Origin of the sequence: Nocardioides litoris (assembly GCF_006346315.1) — a bacterium.
GTDB classification, from domain to species: domain Bacteria; phylum Actinomycetota; class Actinomycetes; order Propionibacteriales; family Nocardioidaceae; genus Nocardioides; species Nocardioides litoris.
In genome coordinates this window covers 252,326-275,056 of record NZ_VDMR01000003.1, presented here as the reverse complement: position 1 = coordinate 275,056, position 22,731 = coordinate 252,326, and the positions used below count along the sequence as shown (strand labels likewise).

The 22,731-nt window shown below is 74.4% G+C and carries 23 protein-coding genes; all 23 read left to right on the top strand.

Features of this window, described 5'->3' with window-relative positions; all coding sequences use genetic code 11:
* Positions 1 to 2 precede the first annotated feature (2 nt).
* Positions 3 to 422: a division/cell wall cluster transcriptional repressor MraZ gene (gene mraZ / locus FJQ57_RS13450; RefSeq protein WP_139981085.1), complete on the top strand. Its 420-nt coding sequence runs from the start codon at positions 3 to 5 to the stop codon at positions 420 to 422.
* A 320-nt stretch (positions 423 to 742) separates the two neighbouring features.
* Positions 743 to 910, top strand: a complete 168-nt coding sequence (locus FJQ57_RS22570; protein ID WP_170219430.1) for a hypothetical protein — start codon at positions 743 to 745, stop codon at positions 908 to 910.
* Position 911: 1 nt separating this feature from the next.
* Positions 912 to 1,910: a 16S rRNA (cytosine(1402)-N(4))-methyltransferase RsmH gene (gene rsmH, locus FJQ57_RS13445; protein ID WP_139981083.1), complete on the top strand. Its 999-nt coding sequence runs from the start codon at positions 912 to 914 to the stop codon at positions 1,908 to 1,910.
* Positions 1,907 to 2,368 (top strand): cell division protein FtsL, encoded by a 462-nt coding sequence (gene ftsL / locus FJQ57_RS22565; RefSeq protein ID WP_170219429.1) that lies wholly within the window; start codon positions 1,907 to 1,909, stop codon positions 2,366 to 2,368. Before rsmH ends, ftsL begins: the two co-directional genes overlap by 4 nt.
* 107 nt (positions 2,369 to 2,475) lie before the next feature.
* Positions 2,476 to 4,197 (top strand): peptidoglycan D,D-transpeptidase FtsI family protein, encoded by a 1,722-nt coding sequence (locus FJQ57_RS13435; protein WP_139981081.1) that lies wholly within the window; start codon positions 2,476 to 2,478, stop codon positions 4,195 to 4,197.
* A 20-nt stretch (positions 4,198 to 4,217) separates the two neighbouring features.
* On the top strand, positions 4,218 to 5,744 hold the full coding sequence (locus FJQ57_RS13430; RefSeq protein WP_139981079.1) for a UDP-N-acetylmuramoyl-L-alanyl-D-glutamate--2,6-diaminopimelate ligase: 1,527 nt from the start codon (positions 4,218 to 4,220) through the stop codon (positions 5,742 to 5,744).
* Entirely contained in the window at positions 5,741 to 7,099 is a 1,359-nt protein-coding gene (locus FJQ57_RS13425) for a UDP-N-acetylmuramoyl-tripeptide--D-alanyl-D-alanine ligase (RefSeq protein ID WP_139981077.1), read from the top strand. The genes FJQ57_RS13430 and FJQ57_RS13425 overlap by 4 nt, the downstream gene beginning before the upstream one ends.
* Positions 7,096 to 8,205 (top strand): phospho-N-acetylmuramoyl-pentapeptide-transferase, encoded by a 1,110-nt coding sequence (gene mraY, locus FJQ57_RS13420; RefSeq protein ID WP_139981075.1) that lies wholly within the window; start codon positions 7,096 to 7,098, stop codon positions 8,203 to 8,205. Before FJQ57_RS13425 ends, mraY begins: the two co-directional genes overlap by 4 nt.
* A gap of 589 nt (positions 8,206 to 8,794) precedes the next feature.
* Entirely contained in the window at positions 8,795 to 10,297 is a 1,503-nt protein-coding gene (gene murD / locus FJQ57_RS13415) for a UDP-N-acetylmuramoyl-L-alanine--D-glutamate ligase (RefSeq protein WP_139981073.1), read from the top strand.
* Between the two features lie 51 nt (positions 10,298 to 10,348).
* Positions 10,349 to 11,638, top strand: a complete 1,290-nt coding sequence (gene ftsW / locus FJQ57_RS13410; protein WP_246081799.1) for a putative lipid II flippase FtsW — start codon at positions 10,349 to 10,351, stop codon at positions 11,636 to 11,638.
* A gap of 45 nt (positions 11,639 to 11,683) precedes the next feature.
* Complete coding sequence (gene murG / locus FJQ57_RS13405; protein ID WP_139981071.1) at positions 11,684 to 12,763, top strand: undecaprenyldiphospho-muramoylpentapeptide beta-N-acetylglucosaminyltransferase; 1,080 nt, start codon at positions 11,684 to 11,686, stop codon at positions 12,761 to 12,763.
* Complete coding sequence (gene murC, locus FJQ57_RS13400; RefSeq protein WP_139981069.1) at positions 12,760 to 14,106, top strand: UDP-N-acetylmuramate--L-alanine ligase; 1,347 nt, start codon at positions 12,760 to 12,762, stop codon at positions 14,104 to 14,106. The genes murG and murC overlap by 4 nt, the downstream gene beginning before the upstream one ends.
* A complete protein-coding gene (locus FJQ57_RS13395) occupies positions 14,099 to 14,878 on the top strand; it encodes a cell division protein FtsQ/DivIB (RefSeq protein WP_139981067.1) in 780 nt (259 codons plus the stop codon). Before murC ends, FJQ57_RS13395 begins: the two co-directional genes overlap by 8 nt.
* Before the next feature lie 228 nt (positions 14,879 to 15,106).
* Entirely contained in the window at positions 15,107 to 16,300 is a 1,194-nt protein-coding gene (gene ftsZ / locus FJQ57_RS13390) for a cell division protein FtsZ (protein WP_139981065.1), read from the top strand.
* Between the two features lie 6 nt (positions 16,301 to 16,306).
* On the top strand, positions 16,307 to 17,038 hold the full coding sequence (gene pgeF, locus FJQ57_RS13385; protein ID WP_139981063.1) for a peptidoglycan editing factor PgeF: 732 nt from the start codon (positions 16,307 to 16,309) through the stop codon (positions 17,036 to 17,038).
* Complete coding sequence (locus FJQ57_RS13380; protein ID WP_139981061.1) at positions 17,035 to 17,742, top strand: YggS family pyridoxal phosphate-dependent enzyme; 708 nt, start codon at positions 17,035 to 17,037, stop codon at positions 17,740 to 17,742. The genes pgeF and FJQ57_RS13380 overlap by 4 nt, the downstream gene beginning before the upstream one ends.
* Positions 17,743 to 17,794: 52 nt before the next feature.
* Positions 17,795 to 18,352 carry a cell division protein SepF gene (locus FJQ57_RS13375; protein ID WP_139981059.1) on the top strand — a complete coding sequence of 186 codons (558 nt, stop codon included), beginning with the start codon at positions 17,795 to 17,797 and terminating at the stop codon, positions 18,350 to 18,352.
* 291 nt (positions 18,353 to 18,643) lie between these two features.
* Entirely contained in the window at positions 18,644 to 18,931 is a 288-nt protein-coding gene (locus FJQ57_RS13370; protein ID WP_246081798.1) for a YggT family protein, read from the top strand.
* Positions 18,932 to 19,097: 166 nt separating this feature from the next.
* Entirely contained in the window at positions 19,098 to 19,862 is a 765-nt protein-coding gene (locus tag FJQ57_RS13365; RefSeq protein ID WP_139981057.1) for a DivIVA domain-containing protein, read from the top strand.
* Between the two features lie 164 nt (positions 19,863 to 20,026).
* Entirely contained in the window at positions 20,027 to 20,779 is a 753-nt protein-coding gene (locus FJQ57_RS23620) for a TraR/DksA family transcriptional regulator (protein WP_139981055.1), read from the top strand.
* Positions 20,752 to 21,348: a signal peptidase II gene (gene lspA, locus FJQ57_RS13355; protein ID WP_139981053.1), complete on the top strand. Its 597-nt coding sequence runs from the start codon at positions 20,752 to 20,754 to the stop codon at positions 21,346 to 21,348. The genes FJQ57_RS23620 and lspA overlap by 28 nt, the downstream gene beginning before the upstream one ends.
* Positions 21,345 to 22,280, top strand: a complete 936-nt coding sequence (locus tag FJQ57_RS13350; RefSeq protein WP_281284270.1) for an RluA family pseudouridine synthase — start codon at positions 21,345 to 21,347, stop codon at positions 22,278 to 22,280. Before lspA ends, FJQ57_RS13350 begins: the two co-directional genes overlap by 4 nt.
* Positions 22,267 to 22,731, top strand: coding sequence for a GNAT family N-acetyltransferase (locus FJQ57_RS13345; RefSeq protein ID WP_139981051.1), 465 nt, complete (start codon positions 22,267 to 22,269; stop codon positions 22,729 to 22,731). Before FJQ57_RS13350 ends, FJQ57_RS13345 begins: the two co-directional genes overlap by 14 nt.

The window sequence follows — 22,731 nt, the reverse complement described above, 5'->3', positions numbered from 1 at the left end:
CGATGCGCTTCATGGGCACCTTCCGGCCGAAGCTGGACGAGAAGGGACGGCTCTTCCTGCCCGCGAAGTTCCGGGAGGCACTGGCGGAGGGGGTCGTGGTGACGCAGGGGCAGGAGAACTGTCTCGTCGTGTGGCCCCCCGAGGTCTTCGACGTCGAGGCCGATCGGGCGGCCGAGCGATCCATGACCGACAAGGCCGCCCGCGGCTACCAGCGCATGTTCTTCTCCGGTGGCGACGAGGTGGTGCCCGACAAGCAGGGCCGCGTCTCGATCCCCGCCGCTCTGCGCGAGTACGCCGGCCTCGAGAAGGACGTGGTCGTCATCGGCGTCCGCAACCGCCTCGAGATCTGGAACCCCACCTCCTGGGAGGCCTACCAGGCCGCCGAGCTCGAGCGGTTCGCCAACCTCGACGAGTCCGACTGACCGCCCCACCCCAACCCCGCCCCACCACCCCCCACAACTCAACACCGATCCGCAGGACGAGGTCTCTGCCCGCTCCTGTCCCGCCGGCGTCTGGGGCACCTTCCCCGGTTCCAGAAGCCAGCACCTTCCCCTCCACCGGCACGGCACCAGCCCGCACCGGTGGCGGGAGCGGGAGGGACCTGGCCCTGCGGCTCCACCCGGCACCACCGGCACCCCCGGCAGCACCGGCACACCGGCAGCACCGAGCGCGACCGCACCACCGAGCAGCACCCCCCACCACTTCCCAGCACTTCCCGAGCACCGATCTGGGGTCGAGACCGATGAGCACCACCCACACCACCCGTGTCCCGGGACCCGCGGTGGCGGAGGACGCCCCGCGGCGGGTCCGCCACCAGGCCCGCGACGTCGTGGTCCTGATGGGGTTCTCGCTGGGTGTCTCGGTCGCCCTCGCCGCATCGCTGCTCCTGCTCGCCGGCCTGGGTCGCTGAGGTGGACCGCCCCCAGCACGACCCGGTGCTCCTCGACCGGGTCGTGGCCCTGCTGCGTCCCGCGCTCGACCGCGACGGTGCCGTCCTCGTCGACGCCACCCTCGGCCTCGGTGGCCACACCGAGGCCGTGCTGGCCAGCTGCTCCCTCGCCCGGGTCGTCGGCATCGACCGCGACCCCCGCGCCCTCGACCTGGCCCGCGAGCGCCTCGCGCCCCACGGCGACCGGTTCGCCGGCGTCCACGCGGTGTACGACGAGATCCCAGACGTCCTCGCCGACCTCGGCCTCGACGCCGTCGACGGCGTCCTGTTCGACCTCGGCGTCTCCTCGATGCAGCTCGACGTCGCCGACCGCGGCTTCGCCTACGCCGTCGACGCGCCGCTCGACATGCGCATGGACGGCGGCCCCGACGACCACCGGCCCACGGCCGCCGACGTCCTCAACACCTACTCCGCCGCCGAGCTGACCCGGGTCCTGCGCGACTACGGCGAGGAGAAGTTCGCCCGCAAGATCGCCGCCGCCGTGGTCCGCCGCCGCGAGCAGGAGCCCTTCACCACCAGCGCCCGCCTCGTCGAGCTGCTGTACGACGAGATCCCGGCGCCCGCCCGGCGTACCGGGGGACACCCGGCCAAGCGCACCTTCCAGGCCCTGCGCATGGAGGTCAACGACGAGCTGGCCGTGCTCCGCCGCGCCGTCCCCGCCGCCATCGACGCGATCAGCGTCGGGGGCCGCGTGGTCGTGGAGTCCTACCACTCCCTGGAGGACCGGCTCGTCAAGCAGGCGTTCACCGCCGCGACCCGCAGCGAGGTGCCGCCCGACCTGCCCTTCGTGCCCGAGGGCAGCGAGCCGGCGCTGCGCCTGGTCACCCGCGGCGCGGAGAAGGCCGACGCGGCCGAGACCGCCGCCAACCCGCGCGCCGCCTCGGTCCGGCTGCGCGCCGTCGAACGTGTCCGTCCCCGCCCCGACGCCCGCACCGACAGCAGGACAGGAGCCGCCTCGTGAGCAGTCCCGCGCCGCAGCGCCGCACCCGGCTCGCCCCGCACCTCGCGGGGGCCGCCGTCGGGCGGGCGCGCCTGGCCGTCGTCCCCCGGCTGCGCAGCCGGGCGCCGCGGGTGCCGTTCGTGGTCCTCGTCAGCATGCTCCTGCTCACCGGCGTGGTGGGGCTGCTGCTGTTCAACACCTCGATGCAGCAGGCCTCCTTCACCGCCGCGCGGCTGGAAGACCAGGCCGAGGTGCTCGCCGCGCGCGAGCAGGCCCTCACCCTGCAGCTGGAGGAGATGCGCAACCCGACCGAGGTCGCGCGCCAGGCCTGCGCGCTGGGCATGGTCATCGGCCCGCCGGCGGCGTTCCTCGACCTGCGCACCGGCACGGTCGAGGGCAAGCCCGGCGCCGCCGACGCCAGCACCCCGGCTCCCTGCCCCGGCGCCGCGCGCCCCGCGGCCCAGCGGGGCGTCCGCTAGTGGCCGGCCCCCGTCGTCCCGCCCCCGGGCGCGGGCCCGCCCGACGGCCCGCCCGACGGCCCGCCCGACGGCCCGCCCGCCTGCGCCGCGGCTCCGCGACCCTGCGGATGCGCGCCGGGTTCGTGGTGGTGGCGATGGTGCTCTCGCTGTTCGGGGCGCGCCTGGTGCAGCTGCAGGGCGTCGACCCCCACCAGTACGCCGCGATGGCGGCCGCCGAGGGATCGGTGAGCGTGATCCTGCCGGCCGAGCGGGGCGACATCCTCGACCGCAACGGCGAGCCCCTCGCCGACTCCATCGACGGGCTGATGGTCGTCGCCGACCCGTCGCTGACCAGCGCCGACGCACCCAGGCTCGCGGCCTTCCTCTCCCACCGGCTCGACGTCGACTACCTCGTCGCCCTGCGCCGGCTGCGCGAGCCCGACAGCCGCTTCCAGTACATCGCCCGGCAGGTGCCGGCGGCCAAGGCCCGCGACGTGGTGGCCGCGGCCGAGGACAAGGGCTTCCGGGGCCTCTTCACCCGCGAGGACCCGGTGCGCACCTACCCCGCGCGCGACGTGGGCGCCAACCTCGTCGGGTTCCTGGGCACCCCGCGCAAGGACGGGTCGACCCGGCCGCTGGCCGGCCTCGAGACGTCGTTCAACCGCTACCTCTCCGGCCACGACGGGGAGGCGCGCTACCAGGTCGGCGCCTCCGGCAGCCGGATCCCGCTCGGCGACAACACCGTCGACGAGCCGCGCGACGGCCAGGACCTCACCCTCACGATCGACCGCGACCTGCAGTGGTACTGCCAGCAGGTGCTCGCCCAGGCCGTGAAGAGCTCGCGCGGCGACTCCGGCCTGGCCACGGTGATGGACACCCGCACCGGTGAGGTGCTCTGCCTGGCCGACTACCCGACGTACGACGCCTCGCGGCCCGACCTGTCACCCGAGAGCCTCTACAGCAGCCGCGCCCTCACCGACCCCTACGAGCCGGGCTCGGTGGAGAAGGCGCTGACCATGGCCGGGCTGCTCGACGCCGGCAAGGTCACCCCGCGCCAGAAGTACAAGGTGCCGGGCCAGCTGCTGCGCCAGGACCGGCCGATCAACGACTACTTCGAGCACGGCACCATCAAGCTGACGCTGGCCGGGATCCTGGCCAAGTCGTCCAACATCGGCACCGTGATGGCCGCCGACACCTACGGCCGCGGCCAGCTGCGCTCCTACCTGGAGAAGTTCGGGCTCGGCAAGCGGACCGGTGTCGGCCTCGGCGGCGAGAGCCCGGGCATCCTGCCCGACGGCAGCATGTGGACCAGCCAGACCGGCGACCGCATCGCCTTCGGCCAGTCGCTGTCGGTCACCGGCCTGCAGATGACGGCCGCCATCAACACCATCGCCAACGGCGGCGAGCGCGTCGACCCCAGCCTGGTCCGGGGCACCGCCACCCTCGACGACGGCACCACGGTCGGCACCGGCGTCGCGAACCGCGAGCGGGTCGTGAGCGAGGAGGCCGCCCGCCAGACCTCCGAGATGATGGAGCGGGTGCTCGACCCCGAGGAGGGCGTGGCCAAGGGTGCCGCCGTCCCCGGCTACCGCGTCGCGGGCAAGACCGGCACCGCCCAGCGCGTCGTCGACGGCGTGTACGACGGGTCGTTCTCGGTCTCGTTCGCCGGCTTCGCGCCGGCCGACGACCCGCGGTTCACCGCCTACGTCGTCGTCCACAACCCGCGCAACGGCGGGGGCGGCGGCTCGGTCGGTGGACCGGCGTTCGCCAAGATCATGGGCTACGCCCTGCGCCGCTACGCCGTGCCGCCCACCGGCACCCCACCCTCGCGGCTGCCGATCACGTGGTGATGGTCGAGGATGGGCCGGTCATGAGCACCGCACCGTCCTCCCGCCCCGCCCGTCCCACGGCCACCCCGCTCGCGACGCTCGTCGAGCAGCTCCCCGGCGCCCGGGTCGAGGGCGACCCGGCCGGCGTCGAGGTCACCGGGCTCACCCTGAGCTCCCAGCGCGTGCAGCCGGGCGACCTGTACGCCGCCCTGCCCGGCGCCCGCGTCCACGGGGCGCAGTACGCCGACGGGGCGGCCGCCGCGGGCGCGGTCGCGGTGCTCACCGACGACGCCGGGCTGGAGCGCGCCCGGGTCACCGGCCTGCCGGTGGTCGTGGTGGAGGGTCCGCGCGCCCTCCTGGGCGGCCTCGCCGCGCGGGTGCACGGCGCGCCTGCGACCGCGATGCGCATGGTGGGCGTGACCGGCACCCAGGGCAAGACCACCACGACGCGCCTGGCCGAGTCGGCGCTGGAGGGGGCCGGCGTGCGCGCCGCCGTCGTCGGCACCGTGGGCACCCGCATCGCGGGTAGCGACGTGCGGACCACGCTGACGACGCCCGAGGCGCCCGACCTGCACGCCCTGTTCGCGGTCATGCGCGAGCACGACGTCGCGGTGTGCGCGATGGAGGTCTCCAGCCACGCGCTGGTCATGGGCCGCGTCGACGGGGTCGTCTTCGACGTCGCCTGCTTCCTCAACCTCGGCCGCGACCACCTCGACTTCCACGACTCCGTCGAGGACTACTACCAGGCCAAGGCCTCGCTGTTCACGCCCGAGCGCGCCCGTCTCGCCCTGGTCAACGCCGACGACGAGCACGGCCGGCGCCTGGCCGCCGAGACCGCGCTGCCCGTGCGCACCTTCTCCCTCACCGACCCCGACGCCGACTGGCGCGCCGTCGACGTCGTGCCCGAGCGCGAGGGGTCGACCTTCACCGTGCTCGGCCCCGACGGCGTGCGGGTCGCCGCGGGCGTCCCGCTGCCCGGCCGCTTCAACGTCGCCAACGCCCTCGCCGCGGTCGCCGCCTGCGCCGAGGCCGGGCAGGACCCGGCCGCCGTGGCCGCCGCGCTGGCCCGCTCGGGCGGCGTACCGGGTCGGCTGGAGCGGGTCGAGGCCGGCCAGGACTTCCTCGTCGTCGTCGACTACGCCCACAAGCCCGACGCGGTCGAGGCGGCCGTGGGCACACTGCGCCCGCTGGCCGAGGCCGCGGGCGGCCGCGTCGTCGTGGTGCTCGGGGCCGGCGGCGACCGCGACCCCGGCAAGCGCCCGATCATGGGCGAGATCGCCGCCCGGCTGGCCGACGTGCTGGTCGTCACCGACGACAACCCCCGCACCGAGGACCCCGCGGCCATCCGCGCCGCCGTCCTCGCCGGGGTCGACCCCGCCCACCGCGACCGGGTGGTCGAGGTGGGTGAACGTCGCGCGGCGATCGCCCACGCCCTCGACCTGGCCCGCCCCGGCGACGTCGTCCTCGTCGCCGGCAAGGGCCACGAGACCGGCCAGGAGGTCGACGGCGTCGTGCACGAGTTCGACGACCGCGTCGTCGCCCGCGAGCTGCTCGAGGCCCGCCGGTGATCCCGCAGCGGCTCTCCGAGGTCGCCCGGCTCCTCGGCGGCGAGCTCCACGGTGACGACGTCCTGGTCGACGGCCCGGCGTACGTCGACAGCCGGGCGCCCGAGCCCGGTGGCCTCTTCGTGGCCATCGCGGGGGAGCGAGTCGACGGCCACCGGTACGCCGACGGCGCCCACGCGGTGCTGGGCAGCCGCCCCACCGCGGCCCCGACCGTGGTCGTGCCCGACGTGACCGTCGGCCTGGGTCGCCTGGCCCGCGCCGCGGTCGACCGGCTCGGCGTCCCCGTGCTCGCCGTGACCGGGTCGCAGGGCAAGACCGGCACCAAGGACCTGCTGGCCTACGTGCTCGGCGCGAGCGCCGTGGCCACCCGCGCCAACAACAACAACGAGCTGGGCGTCCCCCTCACCGTGCTCCGCGCCGACGCCGCGACCCGCGAGCTCGTGCTCGAGATGGGGGCCCGCGGCATCGGCCACATCGCCTACCTGTGCGAGGTCGCCCCGCCGACCGTGTCGGCCGTCCTCAACGTCGGCACCGCCCACGTCGGCGAGTTCGGTGGCGTCGAGGCCATCGCCGCGGCCAAGGGCGAGATCGTCGAGGCCCTCGACCCCGACGGCACCGCCGTCCTCAACGCCGACGACCACCGCGTCGCCGCCATGGCGTCGCGGACCCGAGGCCGGGTGCTGACCTTCGGGCAGGAGGGCGACGTGTGCTGGCGCGGCCTCGCCCTCGACGCACTCGGCCGGCCGTCGTACGAGCTGGGCCACGCGGGCGCCTGGGCCGCCGTCGCGATGCGCCAGACCGGCGCCCACCAGGTGCTCAACGCCGCCGCGGCGGCCGCCATGGCCCTCGCGGTCGGGCGCGGGCTCGACGAGGTCGCCGAGCGGCTCTCGACCGCCGAGGCGTCCTCGCCGTGGCGGATGGAGCTCACCGAGCGCGCCGACGGCCTGCTCGTGCTCAACGACGCCTACAACGCCAACCCGGGCTCCATGGTCGCCGCCCTCGACGCGCTGCGCGCCCTCGGCCGCGACCGCCCCGGCCGCACCGTCGCCGTCCTGGGCGAGATGAAGGAGCTCGGCGACGACCACGACCGCGGGCACGACGAGGTCGGCCGCGCCGCCGGCGGCCCCGAGGCCGTCGACGCGGTCGTCGTCGTGGGCGAGGCGGCCCGCGGCATCGCCGAGGGCGCCCGCGCGGCTGGCGTCGGTGAGGTGATCGTCACGGCGGGGCGGGACGAAGCGGTCGCCTGGGTGCGGGAGAATGCCGGGGCCGGGGACGCCGTCCTCGTGAAGGCCTCGCGCGCCGCCGCGCTCGAGGTGCTGGCCGCAGCACTGCTCGAGGAGGGGGACGACGCGCGATGAGAGCCATCCTCCTCGGCGGCGGTCTCGCCCTCCTGCTGTCGCTGCTCGGCACCCGGGTCGCGATCGGGCAGTTCACCAAGCTCGGCTACGGCCAGGAGATCCGCGACGACGGACCGACGTCCCACCACACCAAGCGCGGCACCCCCACGATGGGCGGCGTCGCCATCATCGGCGCGGTGGTGCTGGCCTACTTCCTGGCCAAGCTCATCACCCTGACGCCGCCCTCGGCGTCCGGCCTGCTGCTGCTGTTCCTCTTCGTCGGGTGCGGGCTCGTCGGCTTCCTCGATGACTTCATCAAGATCTACAAGCAGCGGTCCCTGGGCCTGCGCAGCAAGGCCAAGATGGTCGGCCAGACCCTGGTCGCCGTCGTCTTCGGCGCTCTCGCGCTCAGCCCGTGGTTGGGCGACGAGAACGGCCGCACCCCGGCCAGCGAGAAGATCTCGTTCTTGCGCGAGATCCCGTGGGCCACCCTGCCGATGGTCCTCGCGGTCATCCTGATCTGGCTCATCGTCACGGGCACCAGCAATGCGGTCAACCTCTCCGACGGCCTCGACGGCCTGGCCACCGGCTCCTGCGTGATGGTCTTCGGCGCCTACATGCTGGTGAACATCTGGCAGTCGAGCCAGTCCTGCGAGAACAGCCCCGGCGCCCAGTGCTACGACGTCCGCGACCCCCTCGACCTCGCGATCATCGCCGCAGCCATCACCGGCGCCTGCTTCGGGTTCCTGTGGTGGAACGCCTCGCCCGCCCGCATCTTCATGGGCGACACCGGCTCCCTCGGCCTCGGCGGCGCGCTCGCCGGCTTCGCGATCCTCACCCGCACCGAGCTGCTGCTGGTGATCCTCGGCGGGCTGTTCGTCCTCATCACCCTCTCCTCGATGATCCAGACCACCGTCTTCAAGGCTAGCCGCAAGAGCGCGCTGTTCCGCAAGGTCTTCCGGGTCCAGGCCCAGCACCGCGTCTTCCGCATGGCCCCGCTGCACCACCACTTCGAGATGATGGGGTGGGAGCAGGTCACCGTGGTCATCCGGTTCTGGATCATCACCGGCCTCTTCGTGGCGACCGGTCTCGGCATCTTCTACGCAGAGTGGGTCGCCCGGTTGTAGCCGGCTCCGGGGCTGGTGTCCGGGGGTGGGTCGGGTGGCCGCGCGCGTGGCAGGCCGCGTCTCGGCGTCAAGGACGCTCGCTGCGCTCGCGCCGGCTCCGCCGGCCGCCTGCGGCGGTCCTTGACCCCGAGCCTCTCGCGGCCCGCCGACCTGCGCGCTGTCGGCGACGCCTCGTGTCCCGTGCCCGGCGCGCCGCCGCTGGCGCGGCCACCCGCCCCGCAGGTCACGGGTGACCCGGTGGCACCACTCATGGGCCAGATCTCTCACTCCTGGTCGGTAGTTCCCCGTCAGGAGTGGGAGATCGGCGTCAGGAGTCATCGGGGGCGGCCGCGCCAGCGGCGGCGCGGGCGGAGCCCGTGCCGTCGAGCGCGCCGTCAGTCGATCGGGCGAGGCTGCGGGTCAAGGACCGCGAAGCGGCCGGCGGAGCCGGCGCCGCTTCGCGGTCCTTGACCCGGAGACCCGATCGACTACGCGCGCGGCCGCCACACCAGCCACCGGGACCAGCCCCCGGCAGGACGACACGGAATACTGCACCCCGCAGCATGGTCAGCACGGTCAGCGCGGCAAGTCCAGGGGAGAGGAGCACCAGGTGGGTGCACGAGACGTCAGCTCGCTCGGGCGCGAGACGTCGTGGGACGGCGTGCGCGCGGTGGTGCTCGGGTTCGGGGTGTCCGGGTTCGCCGCGGCCGACAACCTGACCCACCTCGGGGCGCAGGTGCACGCGGTGGCCGACCGCGCGACCGCGGCGCAGCAGGAGAAGGCCGAGCTGCTCGAGGTCCTGGGCGCCCGCGTCGACATCCACGAGGGCGCCACGCAGGCCCTCCCCGACGACGTCGACCTCGTCGTCACCTCGCCGGGGTTCCGCCCCGACAGCCCGCTGCTGCGCCAGGCCGGGACGCGCGGGGTGCCCGTGTGGGGCGAGGTCGAGCTGGCCTGGCGGCTGCGCGCACCCGGCCCGTCGGGCACGCCCGCGCCGTGGCTGTGCGTCACCGGCACCAACGGCAAGACCACGACCACCCAGATGCTCGACACGATCCTGCGCACCGCCGGCCTGCGCAGCGTGGCCGCCGGCAACGTCGGCCTGCCGATCGTCGAGGCCGTGATGGACCCCGCGCCGTACGACGTGTTCGCGGTCGAGCTCTCCAGCTTCCAGCTCCACTACACGCACTCGATGGGCGCCCAGGCCGCCGTGGTGCTCAACCTCGCCGAGGACCACCTCGACTGGTACGACGGCGACATGGCGTCGTACGCCGCCGACAAGGGCCGCATCTACGCCGGCGTCGAGCGGGCGTGCGTCTACAACGTGTCCGACCCCGCCACCGAGGAGCTCGTGCGCGAGGCCGAGGTGGTCGAGGGCGCCCGCGCCGTGGGCTTCACCCTCGGCATGCCGGGCGTCGGGATGCTCGGCGTCGTGGAGGACCTGCTCGTCGACCGCGCCTTCATCGAGGAGCGGGCCACGAGCGCCGCGGAGCTGTGCACGCTGGCCGACCTGGCCCCCGACGGCGGCGAGCCCGCCCCCCACGTCGTGGCCAACGCCCTGGCGGCCGCGGCCCTGGCCCGCGCCCACGGGGTCAGCCAGGCTGCGGTGCGCGACGGGCTGCGCGGGTTCCGGCTCGACGGCCACCGCATCGCCCCGGTCGCCACCGTCGCCGGCGTGACGTGGATCGACGACTCCAAGGCCACCAACCCGCACGCCGCCCAGTCGTCCCTGCAGGCCTACGACCCCGTCGTGTGGGTGGCGGGCGGGCTCGCCAAGGGCGCCGCCTTCGACGAGCTCGTGCGCTCGGTCGCCTCGCGCCTGCGCGGGGTCGTGCTCATCGGCCGCGACCGCGACGTCATCGCCGGCGCGCTTTCGCGACACGCGCCGGATGTACGGGTCATCACCGTCGACGCGCCCCAGGATGGGACCGCTCCAACCATCGACGGCGGACCCGACCTCATGGCCCGGGTCGTCGCGGCGGCCGCCGACCTGGCGGTCCCGGGCGACACGGTCCTGCTGGCCCCCGGGTGCGCCTCGCAGGACCAGTTCACCGACTACGCCGCACGGGGAGACCTGTTCGCCGCAGCGGTGCGCGGCACCTCTTCCCCCTAGTGCTCCGCGCGGGCACTCGACAGCCAGCACCGAGCGCCGAGGAGACCCCGGGTGACGATCGCGACGTTCAAGGGCGACGCCCCCGCGCGCACCGGTCGGGCCGGTCGGACTGGTCGGACCGGTCGGGCCGCCCGCCCCGCCGCCGTACGACGCACCTGGATCGGGTCGGCCCGCGAGGCGCTCGACCGCCCGCTGACGACCTACTACCTGCTGCTGACCTCCGCGGCGCTGCTGCTGACCATCGGCCTGGTCATGGTGCTCAGCGCCTCGAGCGTCTTCTCCTTCCGCGCCACCGGCGACTCCTACACGATCGTGCGCCGCCAGGTGGTGTGGGTGCTGGTCGGCTGCCTCGGCGCGTTCGCGGCCAGCCGGGTCAACACCCGCTGGGTCCGCCGGCTGGCCTACCCGGCGTTCGGCCTGTCCCTGGTGCTCCTCGGCCTGACCGCGATCTTCGGCGTCGAGATCAACGGCAACCAGAACTGGCTGGCGATCGGCCCCCTCCAGATCCAGCCGTCCGAGATCGCCAAGCTGTCGATGATCGTGTGGGCGGCCAACATCTACGCCAACAAGGAGCGCCGCCTCGACGAGGTGCACCACATGGTGGTGCCCGTCGTCCCCGGCCTGCTCATGGCCGTGGCCCTGGTGGTCGTCGGGCGCGACCTCGGCACCGCCCTGGTCCTGGCCGCCATCATGATCGGGATGCTGTGGATCGTCGGTGCCCCGGCGCGGCTCTTCGTCGCCCTGACCGGCTTCATCGGGCTCGTGGCCGCCGGGTTCGCGCTCACCGACTCCGAGCGCCTGGGGCGCGTGACGACCTTCCTCGACCCCTTCCAGGACTTCCACGGCACCGGCTGGCAGCCGGCGCACGGCCTGTACGCGATGGCCTCCGGGGGGATCTTCGGCCAGGGCATCGGGGCGAGCCAGCAGAAGTGGGGCGCGCTGCCCGAGGCCCACACCGACTTCATCTTCGCCGTCCTCGGCGAGGAGCTCGGCCTGGTCGGCACGCTGCTGGTGATCGCGCTCTTCTTCACCCTCGCCTTCGCCGCGCTGCGGATCGCCCGGCAGAGCACCGACCCGTTCGTCCGCTACGCCGCCTTCGGCGTCATGGTCTGGCTGCTGTTCCAGATGATGATCAACGTCGGCATGGTCCTGGCCATGCTCCCGGTCATCGGCATCCCGCTCCCGCTCGTCTCCTACGGCGGTTCGAGCCTGCTGCCGACGATGGCCGCCCTCGGGATGCTGGTCGGGTTCGCCCGCCGCGAGCCCGCCGCCGCCCGGGCGCTGGCCCAGCGCCGTCGCCAGCGCTCGGCGGGCATCGCCGGCCGCTCGGCGCGCCGCTGAGGCGCCGTCGTCCGGGCCACGAGGCCCGGTAGTTTCGGAACCCTCATGCGCGTCCTCCTCGCCGGCGGCGGCACCGCCGGCCACACCTCGCCCCTGCTCGCCACTGCCGACGCCCTGCGCCGGCTCGACCCCGACGTCTCGATCACGTGCCTCGGCACGCCTCGCGGCCTGGAGAACCGGGTCGTCCCCGCTGCTGGCTACCCTCTCGAGCTGGTGCCGCCCGTCCCGCTGCCGCGGCGCCCCGGCGCCGACCTGGCCCGGGTGCCCGGCCGGCTCCGCGGCGCGGTCAAGGAGACCCTGGCGATCATCGACCGGGTCCGCCCCGACGTGGTCGTCGGCTACGGCGGCTACGTCTCGATGCCGGCGTACGTCGCGGCGCGGCGGCGCAAGATCCCCCTGGTCGTCCACGAGCAGAACTCCCTGCCCGGCATCGCCAACAAGGCCGGCGCGCGCGTCGCCACCCGGGTCGCGGTCAGCTTCCCCGGCACGCCGCTGCGCCGCGCCGAGCACGTCGGCCTGCCGATCCGGCGGATGATCTCCACCCTCGACCGCGCCGCGCTGCGGGCCGAGGCGCGGGAGTTCTTCGACCTCGACCCCGACCGACCCACCCTCGTCGTCACCGGCGGCTCCCAGGGCGCCCGGCGGCTCAACCAGGCCGTCTCCGGCGCGGCCCGCGCCCTCGGCGAGGCCGGGGTGCAGGTGCTCCACGTGGTCGGGCCCAAGGGCGAGGCCCACCCCGAGGCCGTGCCGGGCGGGGCGCCGTACGTCGTCGTGCCGTTCGTCGACCGCATGGACCACGCCCTCGCCGCCGCCGACCTGATGGTCTGCCGCGGGGGTGCGTCCAGCGTGGTCGAGGCCGCGGCCACCGGCACGCCCGCGATCTTCGTGCCGCTGCCCATCGGCAACGGCGAGCAGGCCATGAACGCCCGCACCGTCGTCGACGCCGGGGGAGCGCTCCTGGTCGACGACGCCGACCTGACCGCCGACTGGGTCGCCGCGACCGTGCCCGACCTCGCCCGCGACACCGACCGGCTGGCGGCGATGGGCGCGGCCGCGGCCGACCTCATGCCGCGCGACGCCGACGACCGCCTCGCCGCGATCATCGCCGAGGAGGCGCGCCGGTGAGGGTGCCGGTCCCCGAGCAGGTCCCCGACGTCACCGAGCTCGGTCGCGTCCACCTCGTCGGCATCGGCGGCGCGGGGCTGTCGGGCATCGCCCGGTTGATGCTCGGCCGCGGCGTCACCGTGAGCGGCAGCGACGGGTCGGACTCGCCCACCCTGCAGGCCCTGCGCGACCTCGGGGCCACCGTCCACCTCGGCCACGCCGCCGAGCAGGTGCACGGGGCCGACACCGTCGTGGTCTCCACCGCCATCAGCGAGACCAACCCCGAGCACGCCGAGGCCACCCGCCTGGGCCTGCGGGTCCTGCCCCGCTCGGCCGCGCTGGCCTCGCTCATGGGCGGGCAGCGGGTCGTCGCCGTCGCCGGCACCCACGGCAAGACCACGACGACCTCGCTGCTCACCGTCGCCCTCCAGGCCGCCGGCGCCGACCCGACGTACGCCATCGGTGGGGACCTGGCGGCCACCGGCACCAACGCCGCCGTGGGGTCGGGCGGGGTCTTCGTGGCCGAGGCCGACGAGAGCGACGGCGCGTTCCTCGTCTACCCCGCGCACGCCGCGATCGTCACCAACGTCGACGCCGACCACCTCGACCAGTGGGGCACCCCCGAGGCGTACGCCGCGGCGTTCGACGAGTTCGCCGACGGCGTCGACCCCGACGGGTTCCTCGTGTGCTGCGTCGACGACCCCGGTGCCGCCGCCCTGGCCGAGCGCCAGCGCGCGGCCGGCCGCCACGTGGTCACGGTCTCGGCCGCCGACGACGGCGCGCTCGGCGGCGCGAGGCTGTGGGCCCCCGGCGACCACTACCGCGCCGACGCGCTGGCCGCGCTCGCCGCGGGGGAGGCCCTCGGGCTGCCGCGCGCCGACCTGGTGCGCGGCATCGCGTCCTACACCGGCACCCGGCGGCGCATGGAGCCCAAGGGCGAGGCCGGCGGCGTCCGCGTCTACGACAGCTACGCCCACCACCCGACCGAGATCGACGGCGACCTGCAGTCGGCGCGGGCCCTGGCCGGCGACGGCCGGCTCGTCGTCGCCTTCCAGCCCCACCTGGTCTCGCGCACCCGGATCTTCGGCGAGGCGATGGGACGCGCCCTCGGCGCGGCCGACGAGGTGGTCGTGCTCGACCTCTACCTCGCCCGCGAGGAGCCCGACCCCGCCGTGACCTCGGCGCTCGTCGCCGACGCCGTCCCGCTCGCGCCCGAGCGCGTCGGCCGCGCCGCGCTCGAGGGGGCCGCGGCCGCGCTGGTCGACCGAGCCCGTCCCGGCGACCTCGTGCTCACCCTCGGCGCCGGCACCGTGACCACCGTCGGCCCGCAGGTCCTGGCGCTGCTGGGTGCCGGGGATGGCTAGGGCGCGGGCCCGTGCCCGCCGGAGCGAGGAGGAGCGCTCCCGGCGCCGCTTCGCCCGGCGCCAGTGGGCCCGCCGCTGGCTCACCCTGCGCTACGTCGCCGCCGCGCTCGTGCTGATCCTCGTGGTCGGCGGCGGCACCTGGGCGGTGTACTTCTCCGACCAGCTCTCCGTGCACGACGTCGAGGTCGTCGGCGCGCGCACGGTGCCGGCGGCCCAGGTGGCCCAGGCCGCCGACGTACCCCTCGGCGGGCCGCTGGCGACCCTCGACCTCGACGCCGTGCAGCGCCGGGTCGAGAGCAAGCTCCCGGTGGTCCGCACGGTCGAGGTCACCCGGCAGTGGCCCGACGGCGTGCTCATCACGATCCAGGAGCGCGAGCCCGTCGCGGTCGTCGAGCAGGGCGGGGGCCAGCTGCGCGCCGTCGACGCCGACGGCACGGTGTTCGGCTCCTTCAAGCGCCAGCCGTCCGGCCTGCCCCGCATCGAGACCGCCTCGGGCCCGGCGATCGCCGACCGTGACGCGCTGCGCGAGGCAGTGACCGTCATCGCCGCCCTGCCCAGCGAGGTCGCGGTGCTGGTCGACCACGTCGACCTGCGCGGCGTCGACGAGATCGACCTGGTGCTCCGCGATGGTCGGCTGGTGCGGTGGGGGAGCGCCGACGGATCGGCCGAGAAGGCCGAGGTGCTCCTCGTGCTCCTGTCCCGTCCCGCCGAGGTCTACGACGTCTCGGTGCCGGCCCAGCCCACGACGAGCGACCGCACCGACCAGCGCTAGTCCCGCACGACCCTGGGGCCCGTGGCCCCCTCGGCTCGAAATTCACCAGGGACTGCGGCGCCCGGCGGCGTGTCACCCCGGATCGGGGCGCGCCGGTGCCTACTGTCGTCACCACGGCGAGGTTGACATAACTATAACCCTCAGCCTGAGGGTCAGAGTTCCTGACACGCCGGCCGTCTTCCCCGGGCACCGCCCCAACCCCCAAGCTCTTCGAGAGGTGAAGCCGTCGTGGCTGCAGCACAGAACTACCTGGCGATCATCAAGGTCGTGGGCATCGGTGGCGGTGGCGTCAACGCCGTCAACCGGATGATCGAGGTCGGCCTCAAGGGCGTCGAGTTCATCGCGATCAACACCGACGCCCAGGCGCTGCTGATGAGCGACGCCGACGTCAAGCTCGACATCGGCCGCGAGCTGACCCGTGGCCTCGGCGCCGGCGCCAACCCCGACGTCGGGGGACAGGCCGCCGAGGACCACGCCGACGAGATCGAGGAGGTGCTCAAGGGCGCCGACATGGTCTTCGTCACCGCCGGCGAGGGCGGCGGCACCGGCACCGGCGGCGCGCCCGTCGTGGCCCGGATCGCCCGCTCGCTCGGCGCCCTGACCATCGGCGTCGTGACGCGGCCGTTCGCCTTCGAGGGTCGCCGCCGTGCCGGCTCCGCCGACGAGGGCATCGCCAAGCTCCGCGAGGAGGTCGACACCCTCATCGTCATCCCCAACGACCGGCTGCTCTCGATCAGCGACCGCAACGTCTCGGTGCTCGACGCCTTCAAGCAGGCCGACCAGGTGCTCCTGCAGGGTGTCTCCGGCATCACCGACCTCATCACGACCCCCGGCCTGATCAACCTCGACTTCGCCGACGTCAAGTCCGTCATGGCCAACGCCGGCTCCGCCCTCATGGGCATCGGCTCGGCCCGGGGCGACGACCGCGCGGTCGCCGCCGCCGAGATGGCGGTCTCCAGCCCGCTGCTCGAGGCCAGCATCGACGGCGCCCACGGCGTGCTGCTCTCCATCGCCGGCGGCTCCGACCTCGGCCTGTTCGAGATCAACACCGCGGCCGCGCTGGTCGCCGACGCCGTGCACCCCGAGGCCAACATCATCTTCGGCGCCACCATCGACGACGCCCTCGGTGACGAGGTGCGCGTCACCGTCATCGCCGCCGGCTTCGACGGCGGTACGCCGAAGCGCCGCGTCGAGGGCAGCGGCCTGCGCCAGTCCCAGCCGGCCGCCGCACCCGAGCCCACCCCGGCCCCCGCCGCCGTCGCGGCCCGGGGCGAGTCCCGTCCCGAGGCCGAGCGCGCCGCCGCCCCGCAGCGCACCGACGCCCCCGCCGAGCCCGTCCGGGAGCAGTCCCGCCCGGCCGTCCCGGCGACCCAGGTCGTCTTCGACGACGACGACCTCGACATCCCCGACTTCCTGAAGTAGGCCGGGCTGTACCACCACCGCTCCACCCTCGGCCCCGTCGAGCTGGCCTTCACCGACCGGCACGGCGGGGTCAGTGGCGCGCCCTGGGACAGCCTCAACCTGGCCTTCTTCGAGGACGGCGAGCGCACGGTGCCGCAGCGCAACCTGCGGCTGCTGCTCGACGACTTCGCGCCGGGGTGCGGGGTCAGCGACCTCAGCCAGGTCCACGGCGACGCCGTGGTGCGCGCCGAGCGCCCCCACGACCCCGAGGTCGCCGGCACCCGACCGCGGGCCGACGGGCTCGTCACCGACCGGCCCGACCTGGTGCTGCTCGTCCGCGCCGCCGACTGCGTCCCGGTCCTGCTCGCCGACCCGCGGGCACGGGTGGTCGGCGCCGCCCACGCCGGCCGGCAGGGCGTGGCCGTGGACGTCGTGACCCGCACCGTCGAGGCCATGCGCGACCTCGGGGCCCGCGACGTGACCGCCTGGATCGGGCCCCACGTGTGCGGCTCGTGCTACGAGGTGCCCGCCGAGCTGCGCGACGAGGTCGCCGCCGCCGTGCCCGCCACCCGCGCCACGACGTCGTGGGGCACCCCTGCCCTCGACCTCGGGGCCGGGGTCCGCGCCCAGCTCGAGCAGGCAGGTGCCACCGTGGTCGACGTGTCCGCCTGCACCCTGGAGTCGCCCGACCTCTACTCCTACCGCCGCGACGGCGCCGGCTCCGGCCGCCTGGCCGGCCTGGTGAGGACCCGCTCGTGAGCGCCGACGCGCGCCGCGACGAGCTCGCCGACCGCCTCGCCGAGACCCGGCGTCGCATCGCGGCCGCTTGCGCCGACGCCGGCCGCGACCCCGACGAGGTCACGCTCGTGGCCGTCACCAAGTTCTTCCCCGCCTCCGACGTCCGCCTGCTCGCCGACCTCGGCGTGCGCCACGTCGGCGAGAACCGGCACCAGGAGGCGGAGGCCAAGGCCGCCGAGTGCGCCGACCTCGGCCTGGTCTGGCACTTCATCGGCGGCCTGCAGAGCAACAAGGCGGCCGCCGTGGCGTCGTACGCCGACGTGGTGGAGTCGCTCGACCGGGCCAAGCTCGTCAGCGGGCTCGAGCGGGGAGCCGCAGAGCGCGACGCGCCCGTCGACGTGCTCCTCCAGGTCAGCCTCGACCCTCCCGGGGCGGACGGGCGCAGCGGCGCCGACCCCGGTGACCTCGACGCCCTGGCGGCCCGCGTCGCCGAGGCCGAGCACCTCCGGTTGCGCGGCCTGATGGCCGTCGCGCCGCTGGGGGAGGACCCCGCCGAGGCCTTCGACCGGCTCGCCGCCGTGCGCCGCGAGGTGCTCGACCAGCACCCCGAGGCGACCGTGCTCTCGGCCGGCATGAGCGGAGACCTCGAGCACGCCGTGCGCATCGGCGCGACACACGTGCGTGTCGGGTCCGCGGTCCTCGGATCCCGGCCCTCGGTCAAGTAGCGTGCTGACCCAGGTTCCCCGGTAGTTCCCTGAGCGAGATGAGTGGTGTGGCATGAGCGGCGCGATGCGCAGGATCGGTGAGTACCTCGGCCTGCTCGAAGACACCGGTCGCTACGACCAGTACGACGACGACTACGACCGCTACGACGGTCCCCACACCCAGGAGACCGAGCCGGTCGCGGCCCGCGCGGCCGGCCGTCCCGACCAGGGGCCGGTGCGCACCGAGCGCCTCGAGACCCGCGCCACCGTCGCCGACCTCGCCGAGCGCCGCCGCACCTCCCCGGTCGCTGCCGCCCCGGTCGCCGTCGCCGACCCCTCGGTCGCCGAGCTGTCCCGCATCATCACGCTGCACCCGCGCACCTACAACGAGGCCCGCGTCGTCGGCGAGAACTTCCGCGACGGCACGCCCGTGATCATGAACCTCACCGAGATGGGCGACGACGACGCCAAGCGCCTCGTCGACTTCGCCGCCGGCCTGGTCTTCGCCACCCGCGGCCAGATCGAGCGCATCACCGCCAAGGTCTTCCTGCTCTCCCCGCCCAACGTCTCCGTCGCCGCCGAGGACAAGCAGCGCATCGCCGAGAGCGGCGCGTTCTTCAACCAGAGCTGAGTTGATTGGTCGCGGATCGGGCCCGACCGGGCCGCGGTCCCGCGCCGCCTGGGTTCGCTGCCGCCGGCCTGGTACGGCGGGCCCGACCGGCCCCCTGTCGGGCCCGGCCGCTCCGTGCGCCCTCGGGCCCGGCATGAGTGTGGCCCGGGCGCCTGTGCCCCCGTGCCGCCGGTGGTCGACCTCGCACCACGCCGCCGCTGCCGATGCGTGTGCGTCGTCCACCCCTGGGGGCAACCGGGTGACCGATAGTGTTCCGTTGTCCCGACCCGAACGAGAGCCAGGACCCCGACCTTGATCGCCGCACAGATCCTCTACGGCCTGATCCTGCTGTTCATCGGCTGCATGTGGGTCCGCTTCATCGTCGACTGGGTGCAGGTCTTCGCGCGCTCCTGGAGCCCGCGGGGCGTGCTGCTCGTCGTCCTCGAGGCGGTCTACTCCGTGACCGACCCGCCCATCAAGGCGCTGCGCAAGGTCATCCCGCCGCTGCGCCTGGGCAACTTCGCGCTCGACCTGAGCTTCCTCATCGTCTTCATCGGCGCCTACGTGCTGCTGCAGGTCGTCCGGTCGACCCTGCTCTGAGGGCCGTCCGTCGGAGCGGCGACTTGCCCCCGACGCCTCGGTCGCGCCACGGTAGACACTCCTGGTCACAGGGGCACCACCCAAGCGCTAGGGTTCACGGGATGCGTCCAGGACCTTCCCGTCCCGCGCAGCCGTGCACCACCACCGACAAGAATCGAGCGAAGTCATGCCGCTGACGCCTGAGGACGTGAGCAACAAGCGTTTCACGCCCGTCCGGCTCCGTGAGGGCTACGACATGGGCGAGGTCGACCAGTTCCTCGACGAGGTCGAGGCCGAGCTCGCCCGGCTCACCCGCGAGAACGACGACCTGCGCACCAAGCTCTCCGCCGCGCAGTCCGGCGCCTCCTCGGCCCCGTCCGCGCCGGAGCAGGCCCCGCTGACCTTCGAGAAGGCGCCTGAGCCGCCGGCCCCGACGCCCGCCCCGGTGGCGGCGCCCGCGCCGGTGCCCGCCGCTGCCCCGGCGACCTCCGAGGTGCGGACCATCCGGGTCGAGACCGTCCCGGAGGCCTCCAACGCGGCCGCGCGTCTGCTCGAGATCGCCACGCGCAACGCCGACGAGCTCGTCGAGGACGCCAAGAACGAGGCCGACAAGGTCATCGGCGAGGCCCGCACCAAGGCCGAGCGCCTCGAGAGCGAGTCCAAGAGCAAGGCCGACCGGCTCGAGTCCGACGCCCGCACCCGCGCGCAGATGCTCGATGCCGAGACCGCCGAGCGCCGTACCCAGCTCTTCGGCGACCTCGAGAAGGAGCGCGACAAGCTCAGCGTCGAGGTGGAGAACCTCCGCTCGTTCGAGCGCGAGTACCGCTCCCGCCTCAAGAGCTACTTCACCCAGCAGCTCGAGGCCCTGCAGGCCGGCGGCGACGCCGAGCCCTCCGGCGAGGCGCCCGCTCCCAAGCGGCTCCGCTCCATCCTCGGCGAGGAGGAGGGCTGAGGCCCTCGCCCCTGCTCAGCACGCGGCCGCCCCTCGGGGCGGCCGCGTCATTTTTGTCCTCACGACCGCGGGCCGGCTCGTTGTGACGCCCCGGGCCACGGGCTAGCGTTCGTGCCGCCCGTGGCACCCCCAGCGGCCATGGCACGAGGGAAGGCCGTGGTCCGATGGTTCGCAGCACCACCCGCAAGCTCGCGCAGGTCGCTCGCAAGCTGACCCGCTCCCGCGGCAACGACGCCGAGGCACCCGTGGACACGACCTCGGGAACGGGCCCGGCGAAGAAGGCTCCGGCGGCGAAGAAGGCTCCGGCGGCGAAGAAGGCTCCGGCGGCGAAGAAGGCTCCGGCGGCGAAGAAGGCTCCGGCGGCGAAGAAGGCTCCGGCGGCGAAGAAGGCTCCGGCGGCGAAGAAGGCCCCGGCGGCGAAGAAGGCCCCGGCGGCGAAGAAGGCCCCGGCGGCGAAGAAGGCCCCGGCGGCGAAGAAGGCCCCGGCGGCGAAGAAGGCCCCGGCGGCGAAGAAGGCCCCGGCGACCAGCCTGGTCGTCCTGCAGGAGGAGTCGTCCTGGACCGACGCCGAGCTGCAGGAGGTCCTCGACGAGCTGCACGAGCAGCGCGACCACAGTGCGCGCATCGTGGCCGAGCTCGAGGTCGAGCTGGCCGGCCTGCTCCGCGACTCCGGTGACGGCGCCGGGCAGGACCAGGCCGACCTGGGGGCCTCCACCTTCGAGCGCGACCACGAGCTCAGCGTCCTCGGCAACGAGCGCGACAAGCACGCCCAGGTCGAGCGGGCCCTGGCCCGCATCGACGACGGCACCTACGGCGTCTGCGAGTCCTGCGGGGAGCCCATCGGCAAGAATCGGTTGATGGCGTTCCCGCGTGCGACACTGTGCCTGACATGCAAGCAGCGCGAGGAACGTCGGTAGCCACTCGCCGCCTCTCCCTGCTGTTCGCCGGCGTCGCCGGCACGGCGTACGCCGTCGACCAGGTCAGCAAGGTCCTGGCGGTCGAGCACCTGACCGGTCGCGACGACAACGTCCCCGTCGTGGGTGACTTGCTCACCCTCCACCTGGTCTACAACCCGGGCGCCGCGTTCAGCGCCGGCACGGGCATCACGCCGGTCATCAGCGTGGTGGCGATCCTGGCCACCCTCGGCGTGCTGTGGTTCGCGCGCCGCATCGGCGACCGCGTGTGGGCCGTCGCACTGGGACTGCTGCTCGCCGGCGTCGTCGGCAACCTCACCGACCGGCTCCTGCGCGACCCCGGCTTCCTGCGCGGCCACGTGGTCGACTTCCTGCGGCTGCCCAACTGGCCGGTCTTCAACGTCGCCGACATCTGCATCAACATCGCGGCCGGTCTCATCATCGTCCAGGCCCTGCGCGGCGTGCGGCTCGACGGGACCCGCGACCGCGACCACGAGCCCGACCGGTCCGGCGACCGGCCCGACGACCAGTCCGACGACCAGCCCGCACCGGTGGAGGGGAGGAGCGAGTGAGCGCCTCGGAGCACCGCGAGCTCTTCGTGCCCGACTCGCTGGCGGGGGAGCGGGTCGACGCGGCCATGGCCCAGCTCTTCGGCCTGTCGCGCACCCGCTCGGCCGAGCTGATCTCCCAGGGGCTGGTCCAGGTCGACGGCGCCGCGGTCAGCAAGAGCGAGCGCGTGCTGCCCGGTGCCCGGCTGCAGGTGACGATCCCCGAGGAGCACGACCCGCTCGAGGTCGTGCCCGAGGTCGTCGAGGGCATCGGGATCATCCACGACGACGACTCGATCGTGGTCATCGACAAGCCGGTCGGCGTCGCCGTGCACCCCTCGCCCGGCTGGACCGGTCCGACGGTCGTCGGCCACCTGGCCGGCGCCGGCTTCCAGATCGCGACGTCCGGCGCGTCGGAGCGGCAGGGCATCGTCCAGCGCCTCGACGTCGGCACCTCCGGGGTGATGGTCGTCTGCAAGTCCGAGCACGCCTACTCCGTGCTCAAGGACGCCTTCCGCCAGCGCACCGTCGAGAAGACCTACCACGCCCTCGTGCAGGGCCACCCCGACCCGCTGGAGGGCACCGTCGACGCGCCCATCGGCCGCCACCCGGGGGCCGACCACCGCTTCGCCGTCCTCGAGGGCGGTCGCCCGAGCGTGACCCACTACGCCACGCTCGAGGCCCACCGCTTCGCCAGCCTGCTCGAGGTCCACCTCGAGACGGGCCGCACCCACCAGATCCGCGTCCACATGTCCGCGCTCAAGCACCCGTGCGTCGGCGACCTCACCTACGGTGCCGACCCGACCCTGGCCCGGCGGTTCCGCATCGAGCGCCAGTGGCTGCACGCGGTGAAGCTCGGCTTCAGCCACCCCGACTCCGGCGCCTGGGTCGAGTACGAGTCGGCCTACCCCGACGACCTGGCCCGCTCCCTCGAGCTCGTCCGTGACGCCTCCTGACGAGGACACCGACGTCCTCGTCCGTCCGGCGGCGCCCGACGACGCCCCGGCGGTCGCCGCGGTGCACCTCGCCGCGCGTCGTACGGCGTCGATGCCGCCGAGCCCGCACCCCGACGACGAGGCGCTGACGTTCCTGCGGGGCCGGATGGCCCTCGACGAGACCTGGGTCGCCGAGGTCGCGGGCGAGGTCGTGGCCTACCTGCGGATGACCGACACCTGGCTCGACGACCTCTACGTCCACCCCGACCACGCCGGGCACGGGGTCGGGTCGACCCTGCTCGACGTGGCCAAGGCCCGGCGCCCCGACGGGTTCTCGCTGTGGGTCTTCGAGGTCAACACCCCCGCCCGGGCCTTCTACGCCCGGCACGGCCTCGTGGAGCGCGAGCACACCGACGGTCGCGACAACGACGAGCAGGCCCCCGACCTGCGCATGAGCTGGGGCCAGGAGTAG

Excerpts from the sequence above, each read along its gene's own strand:
- FJQ57_RS13365 (WP_139981057.1), top strand. The coding sequence starts at position 19,098 with ATGCCGCTGACGCCTGAGGACGTGAGCAACAAGCGTTTCACGCCCGTC.
- FJQ57_RS13395 (WP_139981067.1), top strand. The coding sequence starts at position 14,099 with ATGGCTAGGGCGCGGGCCCGTGCCCGCCGGAGCGAGGAGGAGCGCTCC.
- mraZ (WP_139981085.1), top strand. The coding sequence starts at position 3 with ATGCGCTTCATGGGCACCTTCCGGCCGAAGCTGGACGAGAAGGGACGG.
- mraY (WP_139981075.1), top strand. The coding sequence starts at position 7,096 with ATGAGAGCCATCCTCCTCGGCGGCGGTCTCGCCCTCCTGCTGTCGCTG.
- FJQ57_RS22570 (WP_170219430.1), top strand. The coding sequence starts at position 743 with ATGAGCACCACCCACACCACCCGTGTCCCGGGACCCGCGGTGGCGGAG.
- lspA (WP_139981053.1), top strand. The coding sequence starts at position 20,752 with ATGCAAGCAGCGCGAGGAACGTCGGTAGCCACTCGCCGCCTCTCCCTG.
- FJQ57_RS13430 (WP_139981079.1), top strand. The coding sequence starts at position 4,218 with ATGAGCACCGCACCGTCCTCCCGCCCCGCCCGTCCCACGGCCACCCCG.
- FJQ57_RS23620 (WP_139981055.1), top strand. The coding sequence starts at position 20,027 with ATGGTTCGCAGCACCACCCGCAAGCTCGCGCAGGTCGCTCGCAAGCTG.
- FJQ57_RS13375 (WP_139981059.1), top strand. The coding sequence starts at position 17,795 with ATGAGCGGCGCGATGCGCAGGATCGGTGAGTACCTCGGCCTGCTCGAA.
- FJQ57_RS13435 (WP_139981081.1), top strand. The coding sequence starts at position 2,476 with ATGCGCGCCGGGTTCGTGGTGGTGGCGATGGTGCTCTCGCTGTTCGGG.
- murG (WP_139981071.1), top strand. The coding sequence starts at position 11,684 with ATGCGCGTCCTCCTCGCCGGCGGCGGCACCGCCGGCCACACCTCGCCC.